This window comes from Janthinobacterium sp. 1L-D-8-B-C4, assembly GCF_057291295.1.
In genome coordinates this window covers 190,514-217,348 of sequence record NZ_JBXAVX010000010.1, presented here as the reverse complement: position 1 = coordinate 217,348, position 26,835 = coordinate 190,514, and the positions used below count along the sequence as shown (strand labels likewise).

Sequence of the window (26,835 nt, the reverse complement as noted above, 5' to 3'; positions counted from 1 at the left end):
GATGGCGCATATCTTGATCCTGGCTGTCGGCAGCGCCGGCGATGTCTACCCGTTTATCGTCATCGGCCAGGCGCTGCGCGCGCGCGGCCATGCGGTGACCCTGGTGGCCACCGCCAATTTCCAGGAACGGGTCGAGCGCGCCGGCCTGCAGTTTGTCTCGGGCCTGAGCCAGGATGAACTCGACGCCAGCGTGCAGGATCCCGGCCTGTGGCATCCGGTGAAGGGCTTTGCCACCATCTGGAAGCATATGGCGCGCCATTTGCCCAGCGCCTATGCGCAGCAGCTGGCGCTGGTGCGCGAAAGTAGCGAACCGACGATCATTGTCGCCAGCACCCTCGGCCTGACGGGACGCCTGCTGCAGGATGCGCAGGGCGTGCCTCTGGTGACGGTGCACCTGGCACCGTCGTGCTTTTTGACGGCCGACGATACGTCCGTGCGGCGCGGCCTGAACTGGCCGCGCTCGCTGCCGCGCCCGCTGGTGCGGCTGATCCTGAACCTGGTCGAGCGGCTGATGCTTGATCCTGTCGTGCGGCCCGCCATCAACCGCCTGCGCGCCAGCCTGGGCCTGGCGCCGGTGCGGCGCGTGATGAGCCGCTGGCTGCATTCGCCGCAGCAGGTGATCTGCGCCTTTCCCGCCTGGTTTGCCGCGCCGCAGCCGGATTGGCCACCGAATACGGTGTGCACCGGCTTTCCGCGCATGCCGGCCAGCGAAGGCCAGCTTGAGCCTGCCCTGCAGCGCTTTATCGATGCGGGCAGCCCGCCAGTCGTCGTCACGCCCGGTTCGGCGATGGCGCATGGCGGCGCCTTTATCGCCCGCGCACTGGATGCGGCCGCCGCGCTGGGGCTGCGGGTGGTGGTCGTCACGCCATACCGCGCGCAATTGCCGGCCACCTTGCCCGCCAGCGTGCACCATGCGGCGTATGCGCCTTTCGACCTGCTGGCACCGCAGGCGGCGGCGTTCGTGCACCACGGCGGCATCGGCACCAGCGCCACCGTGCTGGCGGCCGGCAAGCCGCAGCTGGTGGTGCCGTTCGCCTTCGACCAGCCCGACAACGCCGCGCGCCTGCGGCGCCTCGGGGTGGCTGCCACGGTGCTGCCCGACGCGCCACTGCGCGCCTGGACCGGCGCGCTGGCGGGCTTGCTGGCCAAGCCTGCGGTTGCCGCTGCCTGCGCCACGGTGGCCGCCGCCATGGCCGCTGAAACGCCTGCGGCCGAACAGATTGCCGAGCTGGTAGCGCAGCGCGCCGCATGAGTACTGCATCGCCGGCAATCGGAGTATCATGGACGCTTCCCAGCACCACATTTTTTTGCCGCCATGCAGACATCCGTCACCAGTAATCCCGCCTCCCGTTTGACCCTGCTGCGCGCCGCCATGCGCGTGCAACGGATCGACGCCCTGATCGTGCCGTCGGCCGATCCGCATCTGTCCGAATACCTGCCGGCGCACTGGCAGGGCCGTGAATGGCTGTCCGGTTTCACCGGTTCGGTCGGCACGCTGGTCGTCACGCAGGACTTTGCCGGCGTATGGACCGATGGCCGCTACTGGGAGCAGGCGGAAACCGAACTGGCCGGCAGCGGCATCGAGCTGAAGAAAATCCCGTCCGGCGCCAGCGTGCTGTTTATCGACTGGCTGGGCACCACCATGCGCGCCGGGCAAACCGTGGCCGTCGACGGCGCCGTGCTGGGCCTGGCCAATGCACGCCTGCTGCAGCAGGCGCTGGGTGAACAGGTGCTGCTGCGCACCGATACCGACCTGCTGAACCATGTTTGGACGGAGCGCCCGGCGCTGCCGACAGCTGCCATCTTCGAGCATGGCGCGCCGTATCCGGCCCTGCCGCGCGGCGACAAACTGGCGGCGCTGCGCGCCAGCATGAACGCCCATGGCGCCAGTCATCATGTGATTTCCACGCTCGACGATATCGCGTATCTGTTCAACCTGCGCGGCGCCGACGTCAACTACAACCCCGTGTTCCTGGCCCATGCGCTGGTGGGACCCGAGCGCGCCACCTTGTTTGTTGCCGAGGGCAAGCTGCCTGCCGACTTGCGCGCGACCCTGGAAGAGCAGGGCGTCGACGTGGCGCCGTATGCGCAGGCCGCAAACGCGCTGGCCGCCTTGCCAGTGGGCGCCAGCTTGCTGCTCGACCCGCGCCGCGTCACGTACGGCACGCGCCAGGCGGTGGCCGGCGGCGTGCGCGTGATCGAAGCGATCAACCCGACCACACTGGCCAAGTCGCGCAAGAGCGACAGCGAAGCGGCCCATGTGCGCGCGGCCATGGAGCAGGATGGCGCGGCGCTGTGCGAATTTTTCAGCTGGCTCGACGCCACCCTGGCCGACCCGCAGCGCGCGCCCTTGACGGAGATCGGCGTCGATGAACGCCTGACGGCGGCACGTGCGCGCCGCGCCGGTTTTGTCAGCCCCAGTTTCGGCACCATCGCCGGCTTCAACGCGCATGGCGCCATCATGCATTACCACGCGCATGCCGAGACGGCGGCGACCATCGAGGGCGATGGCCTGCTGCTGATCGATTCGGGCGGCCAGTACCTGGGCGGCACCACCGACATCACGCGGGTGGTGCCGGTGGGGGCCATCACGGCGGAACAGCGGCGCGATTTCACCCTGGTATTGCGCAGCATGATCGCGCTGTCGCGCGCGCAGTTCCCGCGCGGCGTCAAGTCGCCCATGCTGGACGCCATCGCACGCGCGCCGCTGTGGGCCGAAGGCATCGATTTTGGCCATGGCACCGGCCACGGCGTGGGCTTTTTCCTGAACGTGCATGAAGGGCCGCAATCGATTTCCCAGTCCGCCATGCCGGAGCCGCAAACGGCGATGGAGCCGGGCATGATCACCTCGGTCGAACCGGGCATCTACCGTCCCGGCCAGTGGGGTATCCGCATCGAGAACCTGGTATTGAATGTGCCGGCCGAGTCCTCGCAGTTCGGCGACTTTCTGAAATGCGAGACCCTGACCTTGTGCCCGATCGATACGCGCTGCATCGAACGCAGCCTGATGCGCGACGACGAAGCGGCCTGGCTGAACGACTATCACGCCACCGTGCGCGCGCGCCTGGCGCCGCACCTGGCCGCGCCGGCCGATGCGCCTGCATTGGCGTGGCTGGAACAACGCACGGGAGCCATCTGATGCGATCGACACGCGCCACCTCCGCCATCGAGCGGCTCAAGGAACGCACTGGCAACCGCCTCTACACCATGGCGCGTACCGGCAATGAGCTGTTTTTCCTGACCGAAGGCCCGGGCCTGCCGCCCTTGTGCGAGCCGCTGGAACTCGATGCCTTTGTCGCCTTTGTCAATGCGCTGGGGCCGCAAAAGGCGCGCCGGGTCAGCAAGCTTGATGTGGCGTTTGAAAAGCAGCTGACCAAAAAACCGTAGCCGATGCCGACCATCGACTTCCTGCGCGCCTACTGGTCGCCGGCCGAGCTGGCGACCAATGGCGTGATCCTGCTCAATTTGCTCGGCGCGCTGCTGCTGGGTTTGCTTGTCGGCTACGAGCGTTCCTACCACGGGCGTGCGGCGGGCATGCGCACCTACAGCCTGGTGTGCATGGCCTCGGCCGCGCTGACGGTGCTCGGTGGTTACCCGGAGTTCTGGTACGGCGGCCATGGCAGCATCGTTGGCAGCGACCCGACGCGCGTGATCCAGGGCATCGTCACCGGCGTCGGTTTCCTGGGTGCCGGCGTGATCATGCGCGAAGGCTTCAATATCAGCGGCCTGACGACTGCCGCCTCGATCTGGGCCTCGTCGGTAATCGGCATCATGGTGGGCATCGGCTTTTACCTGTCGGCCATGGGCCTCGCCTTTTTGTGCGCGATGGCGATGATTTTTCTGTCAAAATTGGAGAGTTGGCTGCCCTCGCGCCATGCCGTGGCCATCACCATGCGCTTCAGGCGCGACTTCGTGCCACGCGAAGATGCGCTGCGCCGCATGGCCGCCAAGCGCGGCTACGATATCGCGGGCGGCTCGCTGACCATCGGCAGCACCGACGGCATGCAGGAGTGGCGTTTCGTCGCCATCGCCCATGGCAAGAACACGGGCGCCAGCCTGTCCGCCATGTCGGCCGAGCTGGCCGCTTTCGACGGCATCGCCGGCTTCCAGCTGTCGCATGCCCGCAACTAGACAAGGATCACCATGGATACACAGGCACAAGCGGTACTCGATTTCTGGTTTCTGGCTCCCGACAACCCGGCCCACGGCCAGTCGCGCACCGAATGGTTCCGCAAGGACGACGCTTTCGACGCGCAGATCCGCGAGCGCTTCGGCGCCCTGATCGACACCGCCATCGACGGCGGCCTGCGCGACTGGGCCGCCACGCCGCGCGGCGCGCTGGCGCAGATCCTGGTGCTCGACCAGTTCACGCGCAATGTGTATCGCGGCACGCCGCGCGCGTTTGCCGGCGACGCTCAAGCGCTGGCGCTGGCCGTGGCGCTGGTGGAAAACGGCCAGGACCAGCAACTGGAGCCGACCCTGCGCTCGTTTGTCTACATGCCTTTCGAGCATGCGGAAGACCTGGCCATGCAGGCGAGGGCGGTGGAACTGTTCCAGTTGCTGACGCAGTCGCGCGAGGGCTTCGAGAGCATGCTCGACTATGCCCAGCGCCACCAGGAAGTGATTGCCCGCTTCGGCCGCTTCCCGCACCGCAATGCCATCCTGGGCCGCGCTTCCACCGCCGAAGAAGAAACCTTCCTGCAGCAGCCGGGCTCCAGCTTCTAGGCCATCATGGACGTGACCTTGAATATCATCGGCGCCGGCCATGTGGGCCGGGTGCTGGGGCGCTTGTTCGCCGGCGTGGAAGGCATTGCCGTGCAGGACGTGCTGACGCGCTCGATGGACTCGGCAAGCGCCGCGGTCGGCTTCATTGGCGCCGGCCGGCCGATTGACAGCTATGCGGCCTTGCGGCGCGCCGACGTGACCATGCTGGCCGTCTCGGACGACCAGATCGTGCCCGCTTGCACGGCGCTGGTGGCCGAGGGCGGGCAGGCCGGCGCCATCGTGTTCCATTGCAGCGGCGCGCTGGCGTCCAGCCTGCTGCTGTCGGCCAGCCAGGCCGGCGCTTCGGTCGCCAGCGTGCATCCGATCCGCAGCTTTGCCGATCCGGCACAGGTGGCGGGCAGTTTCGACGGCACCTATTGCGGTGTCGAAGGCGACCCGCTGGCGCTGGCCTTTTTGACGCCAGCCTTGACCAGCATCGGTGCACGCCCGGTGCCGATCGACGCAGCCGCCAAGACCGTGTATCACGCCGCTGCCGTGTTCGCCAGCAATTACCTGGTGACGGTGCTCGACGCTTCGCTGCGCGCTTACCAGGCTGCCGGCATCCCGGAAGCGGTGGCGCGCCAGCTGGCTGGGCCCTTGGTGACGGAAACGGTGGCCAATGTGCTGCGCCTGGGCGCGGCGCCCGCGCTCACCGGCCCGATCGCGCGTGGCGACATGGCCACCGTGGCGCGCCAGCAGCAGGCGGTGGCGCAGTGGGACGCGGCCACCGGCGACTTGTATGCGGCGCTGGTGGCGCCTACCGTGGACCTGGCCCGACGCAAGCGCGCTCAGTAGTCAAGCTGTTACCACGCGGTTTCGTCCGCCGTTCTTGGCCTGGTACAGGGCGCTGTCGGCGCGTGAAAAGAAGGCGGATTCGCTTTCGTCGTGCCGGTATTCGGTCACGCCCAGGCTGATGGTCACCGGCAATTGCGGCGCGGGCAGGCCAAAGTCGTGGCCGGCGACGGCCGTGCGCAAGGCTTCGGCCACTTGCACCGCCTGCGCCAGGCTGCAGTTGTTCAGCAGCACCAGGTATTCTTCGCCGCCCCAGCGCGTGATGACGTCGCTGTCGCGCACGGTGGCGCGCGCCACGTCGGCCACCCCCAGGATCACCTTGTCGCCCCACAGGTGGCCATGGGTGTCGTTGACGCGCTTGAAGAAATCGATATCGAACAGGATGGCCGACATGGGCTGGGTCGTGCGTTTGGACAGCAGCATGGCGCGCTGGAACAACAGTTCCAGCGACTTGCGGTTCAACAAACCCGTCAATGCGTCGGTGGAGGCGATGCGTTCGATGCGCTGTTGGTAGCGGTTGACGGTAAGCAAAGTGAGCAGCAATACCAGCAAAGTCACGCCAAAGCTGATGGCCAGATTCAGAATGAACACGTTTTGCAGGGATTTGACTTCATCGCTGACATTTTGCTCGACTACCAGATACCAGCCCAGTTCGGGGATATGGCGCGAATTGACGAGGATTTGCGCACGTTCAAGCTGGTAGGACAAATGCGTCGGTTCGGTCTGCTGGTTGAGGATATGGCCGGCAATATCGCGCACCCCTGGCAGGCTGCGGATATTGCCCTGGCCACTGTGGTTGTCGCGCATGGTCTTGCCAGCGAGCACGATGGCGCCCTTGCCGTCGACAAAATAGATATTGCGGCGAAAGCGCGCCTGGTAGCGGTCGATGATATGGCTCATCGTATCCAGGGTCAGGCCGATGCCGGTGGCGCCGATAAAGCGCCCGTCGTAATCGAGCACGCGGTGGTTGATGAAGATCGTCATGCTGTCGCGGTTGGCCATGTCGATGTCGACATTGGTTTCATAGTCGCTGCCCTTCATGTTGCGCACGCGGTAGTACCAGATGTCGCGCTCGGCTTTTGGGCTGATCGATTTGAGCGTGCCTTCGGCGTAATAATATTTGCTGGTCTTGTCGGAAATCAGGAAGCTGGTGATGGCGCCGTATTTCTTTTTCACTTCGGCCAGATAGCGCACGATTTGCTTGCTGTCGCTTTCACCGGCCAGTATCCAGTCGCGCACGAAGGTGTCGTGCGCCATCAGCGATGAAATGAAGACGGGGCGCAGCATGTCTTTCTGGATTTCGGAATAGATATTGTCGCCCGTCAGCGGCAAGGTCTGGTCGGCGATGCCATGTTCGATGGCATTGCGCGAGGCCAGGTAACTGGCCAGGCTGGTAGCGACAAAGCCCGCAGCAAGGATCAAGGTCAGGAGCAGTAGCAGACGGTACTTGTTCGACAGCATGGAAGTTTTGGAAGGTCGGGCTGGCGCGCGCAAGGCAAAAGTATGCAGTAGTGCTTGTCTTGGTGCAATGTTAACGGGCAATCTGGAATGCCCGCGCAGCAAATAAGCAGCCAGATAACCACAAATGACCAAATATAAGGGCTGCGTTGTCGACAAAGATGCTGATTGGAAATAACATTTAATACTGGGAATCAAGCGCACCGCCCCAGTCATGGCGCCGGCTTCAGGCGCGAGACTGCACGCGCAGGGAGTATTCCATGTTATTTCTGAAGACCACATCAAGCAGCAAGGCGCCAGGCATTTATGAGGTCGATATCGCCGCCAAGCCACCAGGCAAGACTTTCGGCGTCTTCCTCGCCACCAACCCCGACCATGCGCCGCAAGGCTTGCTGGACCAGCTCAAGGCGCTGGGCTTCGGCAATACTTACAGTTCGTCCTATTTGCACAAGGATGGCTGCCAGGTGCTGGACCTGCATTTCCAGAAAGACGGCACCGATATTTTCAAGGGCTGGAAAAGCGAGGAATGTACGCAGAACCTGGCCGACATCACGGCCCTGTTTGCGCAACATGGCATCGCGATCACGCCGAGGGTGATGACCATGGCGGAGGCCTACGCATAAGTACCGGATTTTATGACTTCTCTTAAGTTTCGCTTAAGTTAGTCTAACTTTGCTCATTTCTACCTTATTAATCAGTTAACTGCCTGGCTTACATCTCGTCACATTTCTTACGGAATGGAGACGGACGTGTGTTTTTCACAGTGCTATCGTGGACACATCGCATTTCGCTGAACTGCGAATCCAGGCAATTCAACTTATTCAAGAGGTAACATGATGAAAAAGATCCTGTTTGCAATGATCGCTTCCGTAACCGCCCTGTCCGCCATGAGCGCCGCCCATGCCGAAGGTCCTTATGTGGGCGTGGGTGTCACCGCCAACCGTTATGACTTCGATGTTCCTGGCGCCACCAGCGCCGGTAACCACAGCGGCGCGAAGGCCGGCGGCAAGGTCTTTGCTGGTTACGACCTGAACCAGACTTGGGCGGTCGAGGGCGGTTATGCCGACTTCGGCAGCAAGGACTACAGCTATGTCAACGGCGCTGGCGCTGGCGGCAATGTGAAAAGCGATTCGCACGGCTACTACCTGGCAGGCAAGGCCACCATGCCCGTCAATGAAAAAGTCGGCGTGTTCGGCAAGCTTGGTGTCGCCCGTGTCGACAACAGCCTGAGCGGCTCGGGCCTGTCGACCGGTATCCGCGGCGAGAACAAGACCGGCGTGTACGCCTCGCTGGGCGCGCAGTACGCGATCAACGAGAAAGTCTCGCTGACGGCAGAAGTGGAACACTTCGGCAAGAGCGCCGACCAGGGCCACAAGGCCACAGGCCTGGCAGTCGGCGCGCGCTACAACTTCTAAGCTTTCCTATAGAAGTTGCTGAAAAAAAAGGCAGTCACCGCGAGGTGACTGCCTTTTTGTATTGCCAGCCGTAAAACTTACACGGTCAGCGGCTTGTAGCGGATGCGTTTCGGCTTGGCGCCTTCTTCGCCCAGGCGTTTTTTCTTGTCGGCTTCATATTCCTGGTAGTTGCCGTCAAAGAATTTCACCTGCGAATCGCCTTCGAACGCCAGGATATGCGTGGCGATACGGTCGAGGAACCAGCGATCGTGGGAAATGACCATCACGCTGCCGGCAAATTCCAGCAGGGCGTCTTCCAGCGCGCGCAGGGTTTCCACGTCCAGATCGTTCGATGGTTCATCGAGCAGCAGGACGTTGCCGCCCATCAAGAGCGTTTTTGCCAGGTGCAGGCGGCCACGTTCACCGCCGGACAGGTTGCCGACGATTTTTTGCTGGTCGCCACCTTTGAAGTTGAAGCGGCCCAGGTAGGCGCGCGACGGCATTTCAAAGCGTCCCACGGTGAGCATGTCGGCGCCGCCGCAGACGTCCTGGAACACGGTCTTGTTGTCCGACAGCGAGTCGCCGCGATTCTGGTCGACAATCGACACGCGCGCCGTCTGGCCGATCGCCACTTCGCCGCTGTCCGGCTGCTCGGTGCCGGTGATCATCTTGAACAGGGTCGATTTACCGGCGCCGTTGGGGCCGATAATGCCGACGATGGCGCCGGCAGGAATCGTGAAGCTCAGGTCGTCGATCAGCAGCCGGTCGCCAAATGCTTTCGACACGTTCTTGAACTCGATCACTTCATTGCCCAAGCGCTCGGCCACGGGAATGAAGATCTCCTGGGTTTCGTTGCGCTTCTGGTATTCGTGCTCGGACAGCTCGTTGAAGCGGGCCAGGCGGGCTTTCGACTTGGCCTGGCGCGCTTTCGGGTTCTGGCGCGACCATTCCAGTTCTTTCTGCAGCGCCTTCTGGCGTGCCGATTCGGTTGCTTCTTCTTGTTTCAGGCGCGCTTGCTTCTGTTCCAGCCAGGTCGAGTAATTGCCCTTCCATGGAATGCCGCTGCCACGGTCCAGTTCCAGTATCCACTCGGCCGCGTTGTCGAGGAAGTAGCGATCGTGGGTAATCGCCACCACGGTGCCCGGGAAGCGCAGCAGGAATTGTTCCAGCCAGTCGACCGATTCCGCATCCAGGTGATTGGTTGGCTCGTCGAGCAGCAGCATGTCCGGTTTCGACAGCAGCAGCTTGCACAGCGCCACGCGGCGCTTTTCACCGCCCGACAGCACGCCGATTTTGGCATCCCATGGCGGCAGGCGCAGCGCGTCGGCGGCCATTTCCAGTTGCAGATTCAGGTTGCCGCCGTCGGAGGTCGAGATGATCGCTTCCAGGCGCGCCTGCTCATTGGCCAGGGCGTCGAAATCGGCGTCTTCCTCGGCATAGGCGGCGTACACGGCTTCGAGCTTGGCTTGTGCTTCGAACACTTCGCCCAGGCCCGATTCCACTTCCTGGCGCACGGTTTTTTCCGGATCGAGCTGCGGTTCCTGCGGCAGGTAGCCGATATTCAGGCCCGGCATCGGCACGGCTTCGCCCTGGATGTCGGTATCGATGCCGGCCATGATTTTAAGCAGGGTCGATTTACCGGAACCGTTCAGGCCCAGCACGCCGATCTTGGCGCCCGGGAAGAAGGAAAGGGAAATATCTTTCAGGATCTGGCGCTTGGGCGGGACGATCTTGCCCACGCGATTCATGGTGTAGACGTAATTAGCCATTAGAAATCTCGGGTGTTATACAAAGACGAACAGGATACGGTAAACGCCCGCTTCCGGCCAGCGCTGTCATGTACATCAGGCTGCCAGGCGGGCGCGGCGGTTCATCCACAGCCCTTCGCACGCATACAGCGCCAGCGCGGCCCAGATCACCATGAAGCCCAGCATGCGTTCCTGCGTAAATGATTCATGGAAGACCCACACGCCAATCAGCAACTGGCCGGTGGGGGCGATATATTGCAGCAGGCCCAGCACGGCCAGCGGCAAGCGCCGCGCGCCGGCCGCGAACATCAGCAGCGGAATCGCCGTGATCGGACCCGACGCCAGCAGCAGGGCGCGCGTGGTGCCGGACTCCGTATTGACGAAGCCGCTCTGGCCATGCCAGGTGAGCCATAACATATAGGCCAGCGCCAGCGGGAACAGGATCATGGTTTCGAACGACAGGCCTTCGAGCGCGCCCAAGGCTGCCGTCTTGCGCAGCAGGCCGTAGCCGCCAAAGGTGGCGGCCAGCAGCAGGGCGATCCACGGCACTTGCCCCGCCTGCCAGGTCAGCCAGGCCACGCCGCAGGCGGCCATGGCGATGGCCAGCCACTGCGCCCGGCGCAGGCGTTCGTGCAGCAGCAAAAAGCCCAGCATCACATTGATCAGCGGCGTAATGAAATAGCCGAGGCTGGCGTCGACCACATGGCCGTTGTTGACGGCCCAGATATAAATGAACCAGTTGGCCGACAACAAGAACGCGCTGGCGACAAAGCTGGCCACCACCTTCGGCTGGCTTTTCAAGGCGCCCAGCCAGCCCCACTGGCGGCGCACCGTCAGCACGATGCCGAGGAACAGCAGTGACCAGACCATGCGGTGGGCGAGGATTTCCTGCGGTGCGACTTCTTCCAGGGCATGGAAGTACAGTGGAAACAGGCCCCAGCATAAAAAGGCGAGCGAGGCGTACAGCATGCCTGGATTCATGATCGGCTTCAAAAAGAATAGACAGTCTGCCATTATCGCTGAAATCAATACGGCCTGCCGGGCGGCACCGGGGCAGCGTAGAATGGCAACAAATCGAAGGCCGCGACGCCGTGCACAGGGGTGCCGCAGCCAATAACAAACGACCTTGGGGCAGCGCCGGAACCATGCAAAAATACTCTTGCTATTTGCTAATACCTATCATATTGTGCGATGCAACAAAACAAAAACGGGTGCAACCTTGACGTCGGAACATAAAAAAAGCGGCCTGGCCGGCATGACGCTGGCGGCCGTGGGCATCGTCTACGGCGATATCGGCACCAGCCCGCTCTACACCCTGAAGACCGTGTTCGACCCTGCCCACGGCCTGGCGCTGACCCACAACAACCTGCTGGGCATCGTCTCGCTGATCTTCTGGGGCCTGACCCTGATCGTTTCGCTCAAGTACGTGACCCTGGTGCTGCGCGCCGACAACCGCGGCGAGGGCGGCATCATGGCGCTGATGGCGCTGGTGCTGTCGTCGGTCAGCAAGCTGTCGCGCTGGCATTTCCCGCTGATGGTGATCGGCGTGTTTGGCGCCACCCTGTTCTATGGCGACAGCGTGATCACGCCGGCCATCTCCGTCTTGTCGGCGATCGAGGGCCTGGAAGTGGCCACGCCCGCCTTCAGCCCCTATGTGGTGCCGCTGACGATGGTGGTGCTGGTGGCCCTGTACTCGGTGCAGTCGCATGGCACGGCCGGCATCGGCCGCTATTTCGCGCCCATCATGGTGCTGTGGTTTGCCGCGCTGGCCATCATGGGCGTGCTCAACATCATCAAGTCGCCGCAGGTGCTGGCCGCGCTGAACCCCGTGCATGCGGCCACTTTCCTGATGGAAAACGGCTTTGTCGCGTTTGTCGCGCTGGGCGCGGTAGTGCTGGCGCTGACGGGCGCCGAGGCGCTGTACGCCGACATGGGCCACTTCGGCAAGAAACCGATCCGCCTGGCCTGGTTTCTGATCGCGTTTCCTGCGCTGGCGCTGAACTACCTGGGCCAGGGCGGCTTGCTGCTGGCGCATCCGGAAGCGGTGTCGAATCCGTTCTACCAGCAACTGGGCTCGTGGAGCGTGTACCCGCTGGTGATATTGTCGACGATGGCCACCGTGATCGCCTCGCAGGCAACCATTTCCGGCACCTTCTCGATGACCAAGCAGGCCATCGCGCTGGGCTTTTTGCCGCGCATGCGCGTGCGCCACACCTCGGAAAGCGAAATCGGCCAGATCTATATCCCGGCCGTCAACTGGCTGCAGCTGTGCGTGGTGCTGCTGGCCGTGGTCGGTTTCGGTTCCTCGGAAAACCTGGCCGCCGCGTACGGCATTGCCGTCACGGCCACCATGCTGTGCACCACCATCTTGACGTTCTTCGTGATCCGCTACCGCTGGAAGATGAACCTGGCCCTGTGCTGGGCCGCGACCGGCTTTTTCCTGATCATCGACGTCAACCTGGTGTCGGCCAGCGCGCTGAAGCTGTTCCACGGCGGCTGGTTCCCGCTGCTGCTGGGCTCAATCCTGTTCATTGTCATGCTGACCTGGAAGCGCGGGCGCCAACTGGTGTTCGACAATTTGGAAAGACACGCGATTCCGCTCGACGATTTCCTCGCCTCGCTGTTCATTGCGCCGCCGCTGCGGGTGCCGGGCACGGCGATCTTCCTGCGCGGCGAAAGCGATGGCGTGCCGCATGCGCTATTGCACAACCTGCTGCACAACAAGGTGCTGCACGAGCGCGTGATCTTTTTGACCGTTTTCATGCACGAAGAGCCGTGGGTGCCGCGCAACGAGCAGGTCAATGTGCTCGACCTCGGCCACCAGTGCTACCAGGTCAATGTGCATTATGGTTTCAAGGACGAGCCGGACATTCCGGCCGCGCTGGCGCTGGCCCAGGGTTCGGGCGAGGACTTTACCTTTGAAATGATGGAAACGTCGTTCTTTATCGCCCGCCAGACCATCATCTCGACACCAGGCCAGGGCATGATGCCATGGCGCGAGCATCTGTTCGTCACCATGTCGCGCAATGCGCGCACGGCGGCCGACTACTACCAGATCCCCAGCAACCGGGTGATCGAGCTGGGCACGCAGGTGGAAATCTGATGCGCCGGCCGCTGCGTGGTTCCGCATGTGTTGCAGGAACCACGCATCGGCCAGCCTGCTTACGTCTGCTTACAAGTTGGCCCGGTTTCTCCTGTTAAACTGCAGCCCGCACGGTCCGCATCGTACGGGCTACAGTCACACTCCAATATGTAAAGGGAAACCATGAAATCGGTATTTCAGTTGATCGCTTCCGTCGCTTGTGCTTTTGCCCTGACCGCTTGCGGCAGCGCCGCCAATGAAAAAAAGGATCCCGTCATCGATCCGGCCACCCAGGTGAAGGAATTGATCGTTACCGACCTGACGGTAGGCACGGGCGCGGCGGCCGCCTCCGGCGATACCCTGATCGTCACCTACACCGGCTGGCTGTATAACTCGGGCAAGACTGACAACAAGGGCACGCAGTTCGACGCCACCAAGCCTGGCGTCGGCTTTGATGTGGTGCTGGGCAAGGGCCGGGTCATTCCGGGCTGGGATCGTGGCCTGGTCGGCATGAAGGTGGGCGGCACGCGCCGCCTGACGATTCCATCCGATCTTGGCTATGGTCCGAATGGCAGCCTGCCAACCATTCCGGCCTATGCCGGCCTGGTATTCGATGTGACCCTGGTCACCCTCACCAAGCCTTGATGTAGCGGTTGCCTGACATGCAACGGGGCGGCCTGCGGGCCGCCCGTTTTGCATCTGACGCCACGCTTGCCACGCTTCAAGCGGGCGCCAGCTCCTGGAAATAATAGGTGGCGCCACCGAGGTCCCGCGGCGCATCGTAGCGCAGCACTTGGGTGCGCTTGAGCGCCACCGGCGCGCTGAAGGCCGGGCCGTCATAGACAAAGGTATGGAACTCGCCATTCTCGCCGCAGGCGTCCACGCCGGGCGGCAAATCGGCCAGGAAGGCGGCGTCGAATTCGCGCCCGCAAAATTCGGGCGGCAAATGGTTGCCGTTGATGCAGACGACAATCGCCTTGAAGCCGGCCGCCAAAAACTCCTCGACCAGCGCCAGGCGATCTTCTCCCCACAGCGGCAAGTGCGCCTGCAGGCCGGCTGCCGCGCAGACTTTTTCTTCCCAGTCGCGGTGCGGCTGCAGGTCGATATCGCCGAACAGGGCATGTTCGATGCCATCGGCTTTCGCCGCGCGCAGCATGGCGATGAATTTTTCTTCGTAGCTGGCCCAGCTGGCGTGATAGCGCTGCAGGCGCGCGCCCAGGCTGGCGGCCTGCGCTTCAAGCAGCGCGGGCGGCACGCCGTGCGAGCGCGACTTGCGCCCGTCCTCATCCATCGCCGTGATCAACAGCGGCACGGCCATGCCGGCGGCCCGCGCACGCCACAGGGTCAAGCAGGAATCCTTGCCGCCGCTCCAGGAAATCAGCGCGGTTGTCATGCAGCTTCCGCCGCGCGCAGCATGTCGATATGCTGTATGCCGTCCTCGTCATAGGGGGCGCTGACGGTAACAAAACCAAACGACTGATAAAAGCGTTCCAGGTATTGCTGCGCGCCGATGCGGATGGCATGGCCCGCATGCAGGCGCACGGCGCGCGCGATGCCTTCCAGAAGCAACTGCTTGCCGGCGCCGGTGGTGCGCGCCTCGGGCGCCGTCAGCACGCGGCCCAGCGACATCTCGACATACTTGGCGCCCGGCGCCAGCACGCGCAAGTAAGCCGCCAGTTGCCGCTCGCCATCGACCGTTTGCCAGCCCAGCAGATGCATGGCGGCCTGGTCATGCCCGTCCATGTCGGCATACAGGCACTGCTGTTCCAGCACGAATACGCGCTGGCGTAGCGCCAGCAGCGCATACAGGCAGTGGGGGCCGAGTTCGTCAAACGTTTGCCATTGCCAGGTGATCATCGGTGTTCCAGGTTGTCAGGGAAAAGCGTGATTTTAAAGCTTCAGGCAAAAAAAAACCGCGCCGCCATCAGGCAGCGCGGTTTGGATGACAACCAGCGTGCTTAGACGATGGTCAAAGTGACGTCGATATTGCCGCGGGTGGCATTCGAGTACGGGCAGACGATATGGGCGGCGGCGACCAGCGCTTCGGCGGCGGCGCGGTCCATGCCCGGCAGCGAGATTTTCAGTTCCACTTCGATGCCGAAGCCCGTTTCGATGGCGCCGATACCGACGTTGCCTTCGATCGACAGATCTGCTGGCAGGGCGATCTTGTCGCGGCCGCCGACAAATTTCATCGCGCCGATAAAGCAGGCCGAGTAGCCGGCGGCGAACAGCTGTTCAGGGTTGGTGCCGACGGCGCCATTGCCGCCCAGTTCTTTCGGCGTGGTCAGTTTCACGTCGAGCACGTTATCGGACGATACGGCGCGGCCTTCGCGGCCTCCGGTGGCGGTAGCTTGGGCGCGGTACAGGACTTGTTGGATCGACATGGTAGTGCTCCTTGAATTAAATAGTTAACGACTAAATAGTGTGCTACTTTTTTGTTGGGTAATTACCCGGGAAGCCCATCTGAATCATCTGCAATGCGGCGTCCATGTACACAATATATATCGTGCGCTATTTAATTGCAAGCTATTTTATTTCATGATTTTTACCGGACTGCAGCGGGCCGCGTGAACTTGGCCCTGCGGCACCTGTCCAAGCGGTAAAGCGCGATGAAAGGAGGGCCATATGACCGAGCCATTATTGGCGCGCAAATTGTGCCGCGAGGCGCAGCCCATCGCCGGCACTGCGGATCTCGATGCGCTCATCGGGCTGTGCGGCAGCGCGCGCTATGTGCTGCTGGGCGAAGCGACCCATGGCACGCGCGAGTTCTATCGCCTGCGCGCCGAAATCAGCCGGCGCCTGATCACCGAACAGGGCTTCGACGCCATCGCCGTCGAGGCCGACTGGCCGGACGCCTTGCAGGCCAGCCGCTATGTCCAGCATGCCGGCAGCGACCGCACCGCCGACCATGCGCTGTCCGGTTTCGAGCGCTTTCCGCAATGGATGTGGCGCAATGTCGAAATAATCGCCTTGCTCGACTGGCTGCGCGCGCATAACGGGCGCAACGAACAGCACCCGGTCGGCTTTTACGGCATCGACCTGTACAGCCTGCGCAAGTCGATCTACGCCGTCATCGACTACCTGGAAACGGCCGACCCTGTCGCCGCACGGCGCGCCCGCGCCCGCTATGCCGGCTTTGACCATATCGCGGTCGATACGCAGCAATATGGCGTTGCCACCTCGCTGGGCATGCAGCACGATTGCGAACAGCAGGTGATACGCCAGCTTGCCGAACTGAGCCAGCTTGCTGCGGGCCATGTGCGCGAGAGCGGTGACGGCCTGGTGCCCGACGACCTGTTTTACGCCCAGCAAAATGCGCGTGGTGCAAAACGCCGAAAGCTATTACCGCGTGATGTTCAGCAGCCGCGACCAGTCGTGGAACCAGCGCGACAGCCATATGGCCGATACGCTGGAACAGCTGCAGGCGCACCTGAGCGCCAAGCTCCAGCGCCCGGCGCGCATCGTGGTGTGGGCGCACAATTCCCACCTCGGCGACGCCCGCCATACCGAAATGGGCTGGGACGGCCAGTTGAACGTGGGCCAGCTGATGCGCGAGCGCTGCGGCGAGGAGCAGGTCTTCATCCTCGGCTTTACCACCCACAGCGGCACGGTCAGCGCGGCCAGCGCGTGGGACGCGCCGGTCGAGCTCAAGACGGTGTTGCCGGCGCCGCCCGACAGCATCGAAGGCCTGCTGCACGAGGTGGCCGTCATGTTGCGCAGCAATTGCCTGCTGCTGCCACTGCGCGCACGCCACAGTGCGCTGGCCGAGCTGGGCACGCCGCTGCTCGAGCGCGCCATCGGCGTCATCTACCGGCCCCAAACCGAGCGGCTCAGCCATTATTTCCAGGCCCACCCGGCCCGCCAGTTCGACGCCATCGTGCACGTCGACCAGTCCAGCGCGCTGCAGCCGCTCGAGTATTCAGTACGCTGGCGCCCGGGCGAGGTTGAGGAAACCTATCCGTCAGGGCTGTGACAGGCGCAACGCTGACGATCCGCAACTGGCTCGTCAGCGTTGCTGTTTGCATGCAAGACGCCTGCTGGAGCGCCTGCGCCCATCCGCCATGCTGTCCTGATGTTGAAATGATTGTTTCCGTCGTCCATCCATGCCTTTCGTCGCATAATGGCCATCATGGTTGGCGCTGATTGCTAATCTAGGCTCACTTCAACGCCCCCAGGACACCATCATGACCAGCTTCTTCTTCATCTTCCGCCTTGCGCTGGCGAGCCTCGCCGCCTATGCGCTGATCGCGTCGATCGTGCTCAATGGCCTGCTGCCGCATGGCGCCCACTTTGAAGGCTTTGTAGTTGGCACAGCCAGCCTGCTGGGCGCGTTTGCGGCCCTGAATGCATTTTCGCATGTGCGCCGCGTACGCCTGATCGCCGGCAAGGTCGATGGCGCAGCGCTGTCTTGCCGCCAGCGGCGCCAGATCGAAGTGCCGTTCGAGGCCGGTGAAACGTTCGACCTGATCGACGCGGCGATCCGCGAACTGCCGGGCAGCGAGATGCAGGAAAGCGCGCGCGACAGCCTGCAGGTGCAGGCGCGCGTGCGCCGTCCGGCGCCTTATACCCAGTCCGGTGCGCCGCGCTGGCATCTGCTGAACTTCCTCGAGCCGCGCCCGAACCAGATACTGGCCACCGTCACGCCGAACGGCGAAGCGGGCAGCGTGACCCTGATCTGCGAGCCGGCGCGTACTGCCTGGACCGACTGGTTCCTGGTCGACCATGGCACCAACCTGGAAAACGCGGAAGCGGTGACGCGGGCGATTACGCGCCGGGTGGCGCAGCGCCGCCGCGGCGAGCAGGCCGAAGCGCGCCAGACGGTGACGGAAAAAGAGCTGACGGTGGCCAAACTGAGCCTGCTGCACGCCCAGGTCGAGCCGCATTTTCTGTACAACACCTTGGCCAGCGCACAGCTGCTGACGCGCAGCGACCCGCCGCGCGCCGACGAGATGCTGGGCAATCTGATCGAATATCTGCGCCATTCGCTGCCGCGCACCGAGAACGCCATGTCGACCATCGGCATCGAGCTGGAACGTGCGAAGGCCTATCTCGATATTTTGAAAATCCGCATGGGTAGCCGCCTGAATTTGCAGATCGAAGTGCCGCAGTATCTGAAGCAGGTGGAGGTGCCGCCGATGATGTTGCAGACCCTGGTGGAAAACGCCATCAAGCATGGGCTGGAGCCGAAAAGCGGCGGCGGCACCGTGTGGATCCTGGCGCGCGCCGGCGAGGGCACGGTGGCCATCACGGTGGCCGACGACGGCCAGGGTTTCAGCGACCATGGCGGCGGCACCGGCATCGGCCTGCGCAATGTGCGCGAACGGCTACGCCTGACGTACGGCGACGCGGCGCTGTTCAGCATCGTGTCGAATTTCCCGGGCGGCGTGGCCGCCACCATCACGGTGCCGGACAGCACGGCCAGGGGAGCGGCATATGCCTGACTTAAAACCCATGACGTGTGTCGTCGCCGAAGACGAAACGCTGCTGCGCGAAGCCTTGCTGACTTTATTGTCCGAAGTGTGGCCCGAGTTGCGCGTGGTATCGGCCTGCGACGACGGCGGCACGGCGCTCGAAGCGATCGCCACCTTCCAGCCCGACGTGGCCCTGCTCGATATCCGTATGCCGGGCTTGAGTGGCCTGGAAGTGGCGGCAGGCGCACTGGACGCCAGCCCGGGCACGCAGGTGGTGTTCATCACCGCCTACGACCAGTATGCGATCGCCGCCTTCGACAAGGGCGCCGTCGACTATCTGCTGAAACCGGTGGCGCGGCCGCGCCTGCAGGCTTGCCGCGAACGCATCGAAGCGCGCGCGGCGAAAGGTGCGGCGCCTGATGTGGCCCTGGCGGCGCTGCTGCAGCAATTGACAGGCGCTTTGCCATCGGTGGCCAAGGCGCCGCCGCTGGTGTGGCTGACGGCCAGCAGCGGCAAGGACACCAAATTGATCATGGTCGACGATATCGCCTATTTCCAGTCCGATACCAAGTACACGGCGGTGATGACGGCCGATGGCGAAGCGTTGCTGAGGAAACCGATACGCGAACTGCTCGACACGCTCGACCCGGCCGTCTTCAAGCAGATCCACCGCTCGACCATCGTCAACATGAAAGCGGTGGCGTCGGTGTCGCGCGACGAGATGGGACGCGGCCTGCTGCGCCTGAAAACGCGGCCGGAAACGCTGGTGGTAAGCCAGCCGTTCATGGCGCTGTTCCGCAATATGTGAATCCGTTACAGCCGGGACCGGCCCCTAGTGCCGATCGGCCGGCGCCCGGGTCCGTGCGGTTCGCGCGAAAGATCCCGGCGACGAACCCACGCAACGGCTGAAGGCGGCGCTGAACGCACTGGCGGACTGATAGCCGATGGCGTGGGCAACCTCGCCCAGCGACAGACCGTCATGCCACAGCAAGTCCTTGGCCAGTGCCATGCGCCAGCGCAGTACGTATTCCATCGGAGGAATGCCAAGCACCTGCATGAACCGCGCGGCAAACGCCGCCCGTGACATGCCGGCCTTGCTGCCCAGTTCCTCAATTGTCCAGCGCCGCGCGACGTCATCGTGGATATGCCTGAGGGCGACTGAAATGCGTGGATCGGCGAGGCCTGACAGCAGGCCGGAAACCGTCCCGGCGTCCCGCTCCGGCCGCCAGCGCAGCGCTTCGATCAGCATCACTTCGACCAGGCGCATCAATATGGCCTCGCCGCCAGGCCGGCTGGTTGCCGTTTCTTCGCCGATGGCGCGCGCGATCCAGCCCAAACGCGCGCCGCTGGCATCGGCCGCCTTGATGTGGACCACGCTCGGCATGAGCCCCACCAGCAGCGGCGCGTTGACCGGATCGAACAGGAAGTAGCCGCCGAGCATGCGTACAGCAGGTTCTGCGTCATCGGCGCCATGCCGAATCTCGCTGGCCTCAGCTTCGTCGGCCTCGGCGACCCGCATGGTCGGCGTTGCAAGCGCCTGCAAGTCGCTGCCCATGCGAAATTCTGGCGTCGCCGGCAATAGCACGAAGTCACCCTTTTCCAACAGGAACGGCTCGGCGTCTGCGACGCGCAACCAGCACGAGCCCGCCGTCATCAGGCAAAAGCTGGGCCGGCCATAGTCCAGGTATCGCACTGCCCAACTGCCTGAACCGCTGACGAACTTCGATAACACGGTACGCGGTCGCAGCAAGGCTACGATGGAGGCTAGTGGATCATCATTTAGACGTTCTCGCATAATTCCAAGACTATACGCGATTGATCGTCTTTCTCATACGACCTACCATGTATTTTTAATTCAAGGAGATGCATATGAAAACCGTACTGATCACTGGCACATCCTCCGGCTACGGCAAGGCGGCGGCCGAACGATTCCTGCAACAGGGCTGGAACGTCATCGCGACGATGCGCAAGCCCGATCCCGCACTGATCGCGCCATCCGAGCGTTTGCTGGTAGTTCAGCTCGACGTCACCGACGAGACGGGCATCGCTGGCGCCATTCGCCAGGGGATCGACGCCTTCGGCCAGATCGACGTGCTGGTCAACAACGCCGGCATCGGCCTGTTCTCGGCGTTCGAGGCCACGCCGGCGGCAACCATACGCGAGATATTTGAAACCAATACTTTCGGCGTCATGGCCATGACCCAGGCCATCATTCCGCACATGCGTCAACGTGGCCAGGGGACCATCGTCAACGTGACATCGAGCGTCTGCTTCGCCGGCATGCCGCTGGTGGCGCCCTACGCCGCCAGCAAGTTCGCCATCGAGGGCTTCACCGAAGCGCTGTTCTTCGAACTCGATACCTTGGGCCTGCGCGTCAAGCTGGTCGAGCCAGGCTACGGTCCCGGAACCAGCTTCACGGCCAACGGCATGCACCGCATGGACGGCCTTGTGCCGCCCGCCTACCAGGCGTACGCCGGCCAGTTGATGCAGTCCTTCGCCAATCCCGGCACCGTCACGCATGCAGACCAGGTTGCCGACGGCATCTTTGCCGCCGCAAACGACCAGACCGACCGTCTGCGCTTCCCGGCGGGCCCGGACAGCGAGTACCTGGCGAACTCGCGCTGGAACAGCACCGACGAAGTGTTCCTGGGCGGCATGCGAAGCAGGCTTCGAATGAAAACGCAGGGAGATTGACAATGGATGATCAGGACCGTTGCGGAGCCCAACCTACTCCGCCGTCTCGAAACCTTCGAGCACATTCACTACATTGATGCCCAGTTCCTTGACCGCATAGCCGCCTTCGAGAATGAAGGCGGTCGGCAGGTTCAGGTAAGCCAGCCGTTCGCCCAGGCGCAGGTAGTCGCCGCTTTGCAGGGCGAAATGCGACAGCGGGTCGCCGACATAGGTATCCACGCCCAGCGAGACCACCAGCGCGTCGGGCGCGTACATGGTGATGCGCAAGCAGGCCGTTTCCAGCGCCGTGAACCACTGCGCGGTCGGGCAGCCGGCCGGCAGCGGCAGGTTGACGTTGTAGCCCAGGCCGGCATCCATGCCGGTCTCGTCGGCGTGGCCCAGGTAGAACGGATATTCCTGGCGCGGGTCGGCGTGCATCGAGACGAACAGCACGTCGTTGCGCGCATAGAAGATGCTCTGGGTGCCGTTGCCGTGGTGGTAATCGAGGTCGAGGATGGCGACCCGGCGCGCGCCGTCGTCGAGCAGGTGCTGGGCCGCCAGCGCGGCGTTGTTCAGGAAACAGTAGCCGCCAAAGAAGTCGGCACCCGCATGGTGGCCCGGCGGACGCGTCAGCGCAAACGTGGCCCGTTCGCCGAGGCGCAGCGCGTGCGCCGCGTTGACGGCGCAGTCGGCGCCGGTCTTGGCGGCGGTCCAGGTGCCGGCGGTCAGGGGCGTGCCGTTGTCCATCGAATACAGGCCCAGCTTGGCGGTGAAGTTGTCGGGTTCGATATCGCTGCGCAAGGTGCGCACCGGCCAGACCGATGGCACGGCGTCGCGGTTGGCGTTGTCCGGGTCGAGCGCCAGCCAGTCGTGCCAGGCGTGGCGCAAAAAGTGCAGGTAGCGCGGCGTGTGGATGCGTTCCAGGGAGGTCAGCGGCACGCCGTGCGGCGTGACAATGCGGCCCAGGTTGCGCCGCCCCAGTTCGGCCACCACCATGTCGGCCCGTTCCGGGGTCTCGAAGCAGGGCACGATTTCGCCGCGGAACATTTCGAAGCGGCCCCGGTGCTGGCTGTGCAATTCATTGTAGAAGGTCAGCATCGGGCGCTTTACGGAAGGTTATCGAGTCAGGTGTGCGAGCACAGGGTACTGGCGCGGTAGGACGCGACATAGTCGTCAAAGCTGCCCTGCGGCGCCGCTTCCATGGCGCGCTGTTCGGCCAGTGACGTTTCGGCCAGCTGATCGAAATACGCGCTTTGTTCTGGCGTCGGTGGCTGGGCGCGGAAAAACGCCGCATGGCGCTCGCTTTGCTGCAGGCCGAAGGCGGCAAACGAGCCGCCGTTGGCGCGCAGTTCGCGCAGCACGCGCGCCGATGGCGTGGCGTCCGGATCGGCCAGTTTCGCCGCTTGCGCGGCCAGGCTGTCGGCGTGTTCGGTGCCGCCATGTCGCTCGTCGAGCAAGGCCGCCACCGGCGCGATACGCGCCAGCAATTCTTCACCCCAGGCTTGCAGGCCGATTTCTTCGCCGTCGCGGCGCAGGGTCAAGCCGGGCTTGCGGCCTTCCTTGACGGTGCGCGCAAAATTGGCGGTATAGCAGGCGCTCTGTTCGCCTGATATCGGCGCGCTCTCGTCCAACGCGCAGAACAGCAAAAAGGCGTCGAGGAAGCGCCCGGTCGGCAGGCTGATGCCGACCGGCTCGAACGGGTCGACGTCCATGCAGCGCACTTCGATATATTGCACGCCGCGCAGGCACAGCGCCTGGATCGGGCGTTCGCCGGTACGGATCACGCGCTTGGGGCGAATGGTCGAATAATATTCGTTTTCGATCTGCAGCACGTTGGTCGACAGCTGTATCCATTCGCCGTCTTTCCTGGTGCCCAGTGCTTCATACGGCGCATACGGGTCGTTGACGGCGTGCGTCAGCGCGTTGACGTAATCGTCGAGGCTGTTTTCATGCGGACGCAGGCCCGACTGGGCGTCGTTCTGGTAGCCCAGGTCGCTCATGCGCAGGCTGGTCGCATAAGGCAAATACAGGGTATCGGCGGACAGGGTGTCGAGCTTGTGCGGACGGCCGCGCAAAAAGCCGGACGCCAGCGCCGGCGAGGCACCAAACAGATACATCAAGAGCCAGCTGTAGCGGCGGAAGTTGCGGATCGTTGCCAGGTAGCTTTCGGACTGCACGTCTTTTGCCGATGCGCTGTTGCTTGACTCATGTTTGGCCAGCAGCTGCCACAGGCCTTCGTCCAGCGAATAGTTGTAATGGATGCCGGCGATGCATTGCATGGCCTTGCCATAGCGCAGCGCCAGGCCGCGCCGGTAGACATGCTTGAGCATGCCCATGTTCGAACTGCCGTAGTTGGCGATTTCTATATTTTCTTCGTCCGGCAGCTGGCCCGGCATAGACTGGCTCCACAGCAGTTCGTTGCCCAGGCGGCTATAGGCATGGCGGTGCACGGTGTCGAGTTTATCGAGCGTGACGGCGATATCGGGTTCGGCCGGGGTAATGAATTCGAGCAGTGCTTCGGCGTAGTCGGTGGTGATTTCAGGGTGGGTCAGCGCCGAACCGAGCGCAGCGGGATGGGGCGTGGAAGCCAGTTGGCCGGCGTGATCGACGCGCAGGGTTTCACGCTCGATGCCGCGCAATCCGCCCAGCAGCGCGCGGTTGGCATCTTCGGTCAGCAATGCCAGGCGGCGTGTCAACAGGTTGGGCAATTTGAGCTTCCTTTCTTGTACAGCAAATAAATGTGGTGCTGAGATTAACCGAAAATGCGCAAATGCGTCGGCGGCCTCCCAAAATCGCCGCGCCGTCTGCCTGCGCCCCGGGAACACGGGGTGCGGGCGGCGGCCAGGAAGCGCTTGATATTTTAACAAATTGGACGCTGGACGGCGCATTGCGCGGTCAAGCAGGTGGCAGCGGACGAAAAAAAATTTCAGCCGTGGCGGGCGCCGCTGACGCGTTCGATATCGGCCAGGTCGCGCCAACTTTGCGACTGGTTGAAGCCGGCCTCTACCAGCAACTGGCGCACTGAGGCGGCCTGGTCGTAGCCATGCTCCATCAGCAGCCAGGCTTTCGGCGCCAGGTGGCGCGCGGCGCCGGCGACGATGGTGCGCAGCGCCGACAGGCCGTCGGCATGGTCGGTCAGGGCGCCGGAAGGTTCAAACCGCAAGTCGCCTTCGGCCAAGTGGCGGTCGCCGCTGGCGATATACGGCGGATTGGAGACGATCAGGTCAAACTTTTCCGTGCCCAGCGCGCTGAACCAGTCGCTGGCCATGAAGGTGATATTGACGCCATTGGCGCTGGCATTGCGGCGCGCCACGGCCAGCGCCGCGCTGCTCACGTCCAGCGCTGTCACCACCGCGTCGGGCCGGGTATGGGCCAGGGCGACGGCGATGGCGCCGCTGCCGGTGCCCATGTCGAGCACGCGCCCGCCCGGCGGCAGGCGTTCCAGCGCCAGTTCCACCAGCACTTCGGTATCGGGGCGCGGGATCAGCACGGCGTCGCTGACGGTAAACGGCAGGCCGAAAAATTCGCGCTGGCCGACGATATACGCCACCGGTTCGCCGTTCAGGCGGCGTTCCACCAGGCCGGACAGGCGCTGCGCCTCGTCGCCGGTCAGCACGCGTTCGGACTGCGTGATCAGGCCCACGCGCGACAGGCCCAGCGCATGGCCGAGCAGGATGCGGTTATCGACCGCGTCCAGTAGTGAACGCTGTTGCAGGGCGCCGACGGTGCTGCCGGCGGGGATCAAGGTGACTGTCATGATGCTTTCGTTTATTTTTTGCGGCGCAGCAAGGTGAACAGCAGGCCGAGCGCGAAGATGGCGAACCAGACGAACGCCCATTGCGGGATCGACAGGCCGACGAAGGCCTCGCCCGCGTTTTCACAGGCGCCGTACGATTCAAACATGAAAGGCATGTATTCGGCCGTGAAAATCTTGTTCAGTGTCGTTTCCACCGGATCGATGCCGCAGGAAAAGCCCGGATGGGCCAGCACATACAAATGCTTGCCAGCCACGCCCAGGCCGCCCAGCGACGCCAGCAAGCCGATCGCTGCGCCGATGGTCGGTGTTTTCGACGCCGCGCCGATCAGGCAGCCAATCGCAATCGCAATGAACAGATAGCGCTGGATCACGCACAGCGGGCACGGCGCCATGTTCATCACATGCTGCAAATACATGGCAACGCCCAGCATGACGAAGCACAGGGCAGCGATAGAAAGTAAGACAGTGCGTGAATTTTTCATGGGCGACACGGTGAGGTGGATGGAATGTTAGCCATGCATTTTCGCACAGGCGGAAAAATTTATTGCTTAGCCGCTACTTAAACCAGCCTGTAGCTTGGGCGCTTTAAAAAGTGTTCAGGGCAAGGCGCATTGCCGAAGACAGTACGAACAGTACGGCTAGGCAATGCAACGCAGCCATGGACGCTTTTTAATCGCCCAAGGCCGCCAACAGCTCTGCCTGGTGCTCAGCCGCCAGCGCATTGGTCAACTCCGTCAAATCCCCATCCATGATGAAGTCCAGCTTGTACAAGGTCAGGTTGATGCGATGATCCGTCATGCGTCCCTGCGGGAAGTTGTAGGTACGGATGCGCTCGCTGCGGTCGCCCGAGCCGATCAGGCTCTTGCGGGTGGCCGCTTCTTTCGATTGCTGTTCGCGCAGCTGCACGTCCTTGATGCGCGCGGCCAGCACTTTCATGGCCTGCGCCTTGTTCTTGTGCTGGCTGCGGTCGTCCTGGCATTCGACCACGATACCGGTCGGCAAGTGGGTAATCCGCACGGCCGAGTCGGTCTTGTTGATGTGCTGGCCGCCGGCACCCGAAGCGCGGTAAGTATCGATGCGCAGGTCGGCCGGATTGATATTGACGTCTTCCACTTCGTCCGCTTCCGGCATCACGGCCACGGTGCAGGCCGAGGTGTGGATGCGGCCCTGGGTTTCGGTGGCTGGCACGCGCTGCACGCGGTGGCCGCCGGACTCGAATTTCAGCTTGGAATAGGCGCCATTGCCGACCAGGCGCACGATCACCTCGCGGTAGCCGCCCAGGTCGGAGTCCGAAGCCGACACCAGTTCCACCTGCCAGCGGTTGCGCTCGGCGAAGCGCGTGTACATGCGCAGCAGGTCGCCGGCAAACAGGGCCGATTCGTCGCCGCCGGTGCCGGCGCGAATTTCCAGGAAAATATTGCGCTCGTCATTCGCGTCTTTTGGCAGCAGCATGGTTTGCAGTTCGCGCTCGAGCTGCGTCATGGTGGTTTTCGCTGCCTCGATCTCTTCCTGGGCGAAGTCTTTCATGTCCGGGTCCGCCAGCATTTCCTGCGCGGTGGCGATGTCGTTGCCCGCTTCCTGGTAGGAGTGGTACAGCGCCACCAGCGGGCCCAGCTCGGCATGCTCGCGCGTCATCTTGCGGTAGCTGTCCATATTCGACGTGGCGTCCTGGTGCATCAACAGTTCGTCGAGTTCAACCAGGCGGTTCGCCAGTTGATCGAGCTTGGACAGCATGGATGGTTTCATAGCAATTCGA

25 protein-coding genes and 1 pseudogene are annotated in these 26,835 nt (G+C 63.3%); 14 read left to right on the top strand and 12 right to left on the bottom strand.

The window, feature by feature from the left end; all coding sequences use genetic code 11:
• The first annotated feature begins 1 nt into the window (after window position 1).
• The 6 genes from AC0Z42_RS18580 to AC0Z42_RS18555 all read left to right on the top strand — a co-directional run bounded on the left by AC0Z42_RS18580 (window position 2) and on the right by AC0Z42_RS18555 (window position 5,559).
• Window positions 2-1,252, top strand: coding sequence for a glycosyltransferase (locus tag AC0Z42_RS18580; RefSeq protein ID WP_485469668.1), 1,251 nt, complete (start codon window positions 2-4; stop codon window positions 1,250-1,252).
• A gap of 63 nt (window positions 1,253-1,315) precedes the next feature.
• Window positions 1,316-3,139 carry an aminopeptidase P family protein gene (locus AC0Z42_RS18575; protein WP_485469667.1) on the top strand — a complete coding sequence of 608 codons (1,824 nt, stop codon included), beginning with the start codon at window positions 1,316-1,318 and terminating at the stop codon, window positions 3,137-3,139.
• On the top strand, window positions 3,139-3,387 hold the full coding sequence (locus AC0Z42_RS18570) for a hypothetical protein (RefSeq protein WP_485469666.1): 249 nt from the start codon (window positions 3,139-3,141) through the stop codon (window positions 3,385-3,387). The genes AC0Z42_RS18575 and AC0Z42_RS18570 overlap by 1 nt, the downstream gene beginning before the upstream one ends.
• A 3-nt stretch (window positions 3,388-3,390) precedes the next feature.
• A complete protein-coding gene (locus tag AC0Z42_RS18565; protein ID WP_485469665.1) occupies window positions 3,391-4,131 on the top strand; it encodes an MgtC/SapB family protein in 741 nt (246 codons plus the stop codon).
• Window positions 4,132-4,143: 12 nt separating this feature from the next.
• A complete protein-coding gene (locus AC0Z42_RS18560) occupies window positions 4,144-4,725 on the top strand; it encodes a DUF924 family protein (protein ID WP_485469664.1) in 582 nt (193 codons plus the stop codon).
• Window positions 4,726-4,731: 6 nt separating this feature from the next.
• Complete coding sequence (locus AC0Z42_RS18555) at window positions 4,732-5,559, top strand: Rossmann-like and DUF2520 domain-containing protein (protein ID WP_485469663.1); 828 nt, start codon at window positions 4,732-4,734, stop codon at window positions 5,557-5,559.
• Here AC0Z42_RS18555 and AC0Z42_RS18550 read toward each other — a convergent pair whose 3' ends face one another.
• On the bottom strand, window positions 5,560-7,017 hold the full coding sequence (locus AC0Z42_RS18550; RefSeq protein WP_485469662.1) for a sensor domain-containing diguanylate cyclase: 1,458 nt from the start codon (window positions 7,015-7,017) through the stop codon (window positions 5,560-5,562).
• Window positions 7,018-7,274: 257 nt separating this feature from the next.
• Here AC0Z42_RS18550 and AC0Z42_RS18545 point away from each other — a divergent pair, with 257 nt between their 5' ends.
• Together AC0Z42_RS18545 and AC0Z42_RS18540 are read left to right on the top strand one after the other, a co-directional pair.
• Window positions 7,275-7,637, top strand: a complete 363-nt coding sequence (locus tag AC0Z42_RS18545) for a hypothetical protein (RefSeq protein ID WP_485469661.1) — start codon at window positions 7,275-7,277, stop codon at window positions 7,635-7,637.
• A gap of 210 nt (window positions 7,638-7,847) precedes the next feature.
• Entirely contained in the window at window positions 7,848-8,429 is a 582-nt protein-coding gene (locus tag AC0Z42_RS18540; RefSeq protein ID WP_485469660.1) for a porin family protein, read from the top strand.
• Between the two features lie 77 nt (window positions 8,430-8,506).
• Here the strand turns inward: AC0Z42_RS18540 and ettA are convergent, their stop codons facing one another.
• Both ettA and rarD read right to left on the bottom strand, forming a co-directional pair.
• Entirely contained in the window at window positions 8,507-10,177 is a 1,671-nt protein-coding gene (gene ettA, locus AC0Z42_RS18535; RefSeq protein ID WP_485469659.1) for an energy-dependent translational throttle protein EttA, read from the bottom strand.
• A 75-nt stretch (window positions 10,178-10,252) separates the two neighbouring features.
• Entirely contained in the window at window positions 10,253-11,137 is an 885-nt protein-coding gene (rarD, locus tag AC0Z42_RS18530; protein ID WP_485469658.1) for an EamA family transporter RarD, read from the bottom strand.
• A 238-nt stretch (window positions 11,138-11,375) separates the two neighbouring features.
• Between rarD and AC0Z42_RS18525 the strand changes: the two genes are divergently transcribed.
• Together AC0Z42_RS18525 and AC0Z42_RS18520 are read left to right on the top strand one after the other, a co-directional pair.
• Window positions 11,376-13,259: a potassium transporter Kup gene (locus tag AC0Z42_RS18525; protein ID WP_485469657.1), complete on the top strand. Its 1,884-nt coding sequence runs from the start codon at window positions 11,376-11,378 to the stop codon at window positions 13,257-13,259.
• Window positions 13,260-13,421: 162 nt separating this feature from the next.
• Window positions 13,422-13,883: an FKBP-type peptidyl-prolyl cis-trans isomerase gene (locus AC0Z42_RS18520; protein ID WP_485469656.1), complete on the top strand. Its 462-nt coding sequence runs from the start codon at window positions 13,422-13,424 to the stop codon at window positions 13,881-13,883.
• A 76-nt stretch (window positions 13,884-13,959) separates the two neighbouring features.
• Here AC0Z42_RS18520 and AC0Z42_RS18515 read toward each other — a convergent pair whose 3' ends face one another.
• The 3 genes from AC0Z42_RS18515 to AC0Z42_RS18505 form a co-directional block, all read right to left on the bottom strand.
• The gene (locus AC0Z42_RS18515) at window positions 13,960-14,631 is read right to left on the bottom strand and encodes a Dph6-related ATP pyrophosphatase (RefSeq protein WP_485469655.1); all 672 of its coding nucleotides are present in this window, start codon (window positions 14,629-14,631) and stop codon (window positions 13,960-13,962) included.
• Window positions 14,628-15,095 carry a GNAT family N-acetyltransferase gene (locus AC0Z42_RS18510; RefSeq protein WP_485469654.1) on the bottom strand — a complete coding sequence of 156 codons (468 nt, stop codon included), beginning with the start codon at window positions 15,093-15,095 and terminating at the stop codon, window positions 14,628-14,630. Before AC0Z42_RS18510 ends, AC0Z42_RS18515 begins: the two co-directional genes overlap by 4 nt.
• Window positions 15,096-15,196: 101 nt before the next feature.
• Window positions 15,197-15,622 carry an organic hydroperoxide resistance protein gene (locus AC0Z42_RS18505; RefSeq protein ID WP_485469653.1) on the bottom strand — a complete coding sequence of 142 codons (426 nt, stop codon included), beginning with the start codon at window positions 15,620-15,622 and terminating at the stop codon, window positions 15,197-15,199.
• A 241-nt stretch (window positions 15,623-15,863) separates the two neighbouring features.
• On the opposite strand from AC0Z42_RS18505, the pseudogene AC0Z42_RS18500 reads away from it, so the two are divergent.
• The 3 genes and pseudogenes from AC0Z42_RS18500 to AC0Z42_RS18490 all read left to right on the top strand — a co-directional run bounded on the left by AC0Z42_RS18500 (window position 15,864) and on the right by AC0Z42_RS18490 (window position 19,457).
• Window positions 15,864-17,211 (top strand): annotated as a pseudogene (locus AC0Z42_RS18500) (erythromycin esterase family protein).
• 211 nt (window positions 17,212-17,422) lie between these two features.
• Window positions 17,423-18,679 (top strand): sensor histidine kinase, encoded by a 1,257-nt coding sequence (locus tag AC0Z42_RS18495; RefSeq protein WP_485469652.1) that lies wholly within the window; start codon window positions 17,423-17,425, stop codon window positions 18,677-18,679.
• Entirely contained in the window at window positions 18,672-19,457 is a 786-nt protein-coding gene (locus AC0Z42_RS18490; RefSeq protein ID WP_485469651.1) for a LytR/AlgR family response regulator transcription factor, read from the top strand. The genes AC0Z42_RS18495 and AC0Z42_RS18490 overlap by 8 nt, the downstream gene beginning before the upstream one ends.
• 24 nt (window positions 19,458-19,481) lie before the next feature.
• Here AC0Z42_RS18490 and AC0Z42_RS18485 read toward each other — a convergent pair whose 3' ends face one another.
• Entirely contained in the window at window positions 19,482-20,444 is a 963-nt protein-coding gene (locus AC0Z42_RS18485) for an AraC family transcriptional regulator (protein WP_485469650.1), read from the bottom strand.
• Window positions 20,445-20,518: 74 nt separating this feature from the next.
• On the opposite strand from AC0Z42_RS18485, the gene AC0Z42_RS18480 reads away from it, so the two are divergent.
• Entirely contained in the window at window positions 20,519-21,343 is an 825-nt protein-coding gene (locus AC0Z42_RS18480; RefSeq protein ID WP_485469649.1) for an SDR family oxidoreductase, read from the top strand.
• Window positions 21,344-21,376: 33 nt separating this feature from the next.
• On the opposite strand, the gene AC0Z42_RS18475 is transcribed toward AC0Z42_RS18480, so the two are convergent.
• From AC0Z42_RS18475 to prfA, 5 genes are all read right to left on the bottom strand, one after another.
• A complete protein-coding gene (locus tag AC0Z42_RS18475) occupies window positions 21,377-22,420 on the bottom strand; it encodes a histone deacetylase family protein (protein ID WP_485469648.1) in 1,044 nt (347 codons plus the stop codon).
• A 26-nt stretch (window positions 22,421-22,446) separates the two neighbouring features.
• A complete protein-coding gene (gene gshA, locus AC0Z42_RS18470) occupies window positions 22,447-24,030 on the bottom strand; it encodes a glutamate--cysteine ligase (RefSeq protein ID WP_485469647.1) in 1,584 nt (527 codons plus the stop codon).
• 218 nt (window positions 24,031-24,248) lie between these two features.
• A complete protein-coding gene (gene prmC, locus AC0Z42_RS18465; RefSeq protein ID WP_485469646.1) occupies window positions 24,249-25,079 on the bottom strand; it encodes a peptide chain release factor N(5)-glutamine methyltransferase in 831 nt (276 codons plus the stop codon).
• A gap of 11 nt (window positions 25,080-25,090) precedes the next feature.
• Complete coding sequence (locus AC0Z42_RS18460; protein WP_485469645.1) at window positions 25,091-25,561, bottom strand: disulfide bond formation protein B; 471 nt, start codon at window positions 25,559-25,561, stop codon at window positions 25,091-25,093.
• 187 nt (window positions 25,562-25,748) lie between these two features.
• Window positions 25,749-26,825 (bottom strand): peptide chain release factor 1, encoded by a 1,077-nt coding sequence (prfA, locus tag AC0Z42_RS18455; RefSeq protein WP_485469644.1) that lies wholly within the window; start codon window positions 26,823-26,825, stop codon window positions 25,749-25,751.
• Window positions 26,826-26,835: the final 10 nt, after the last annotated feature.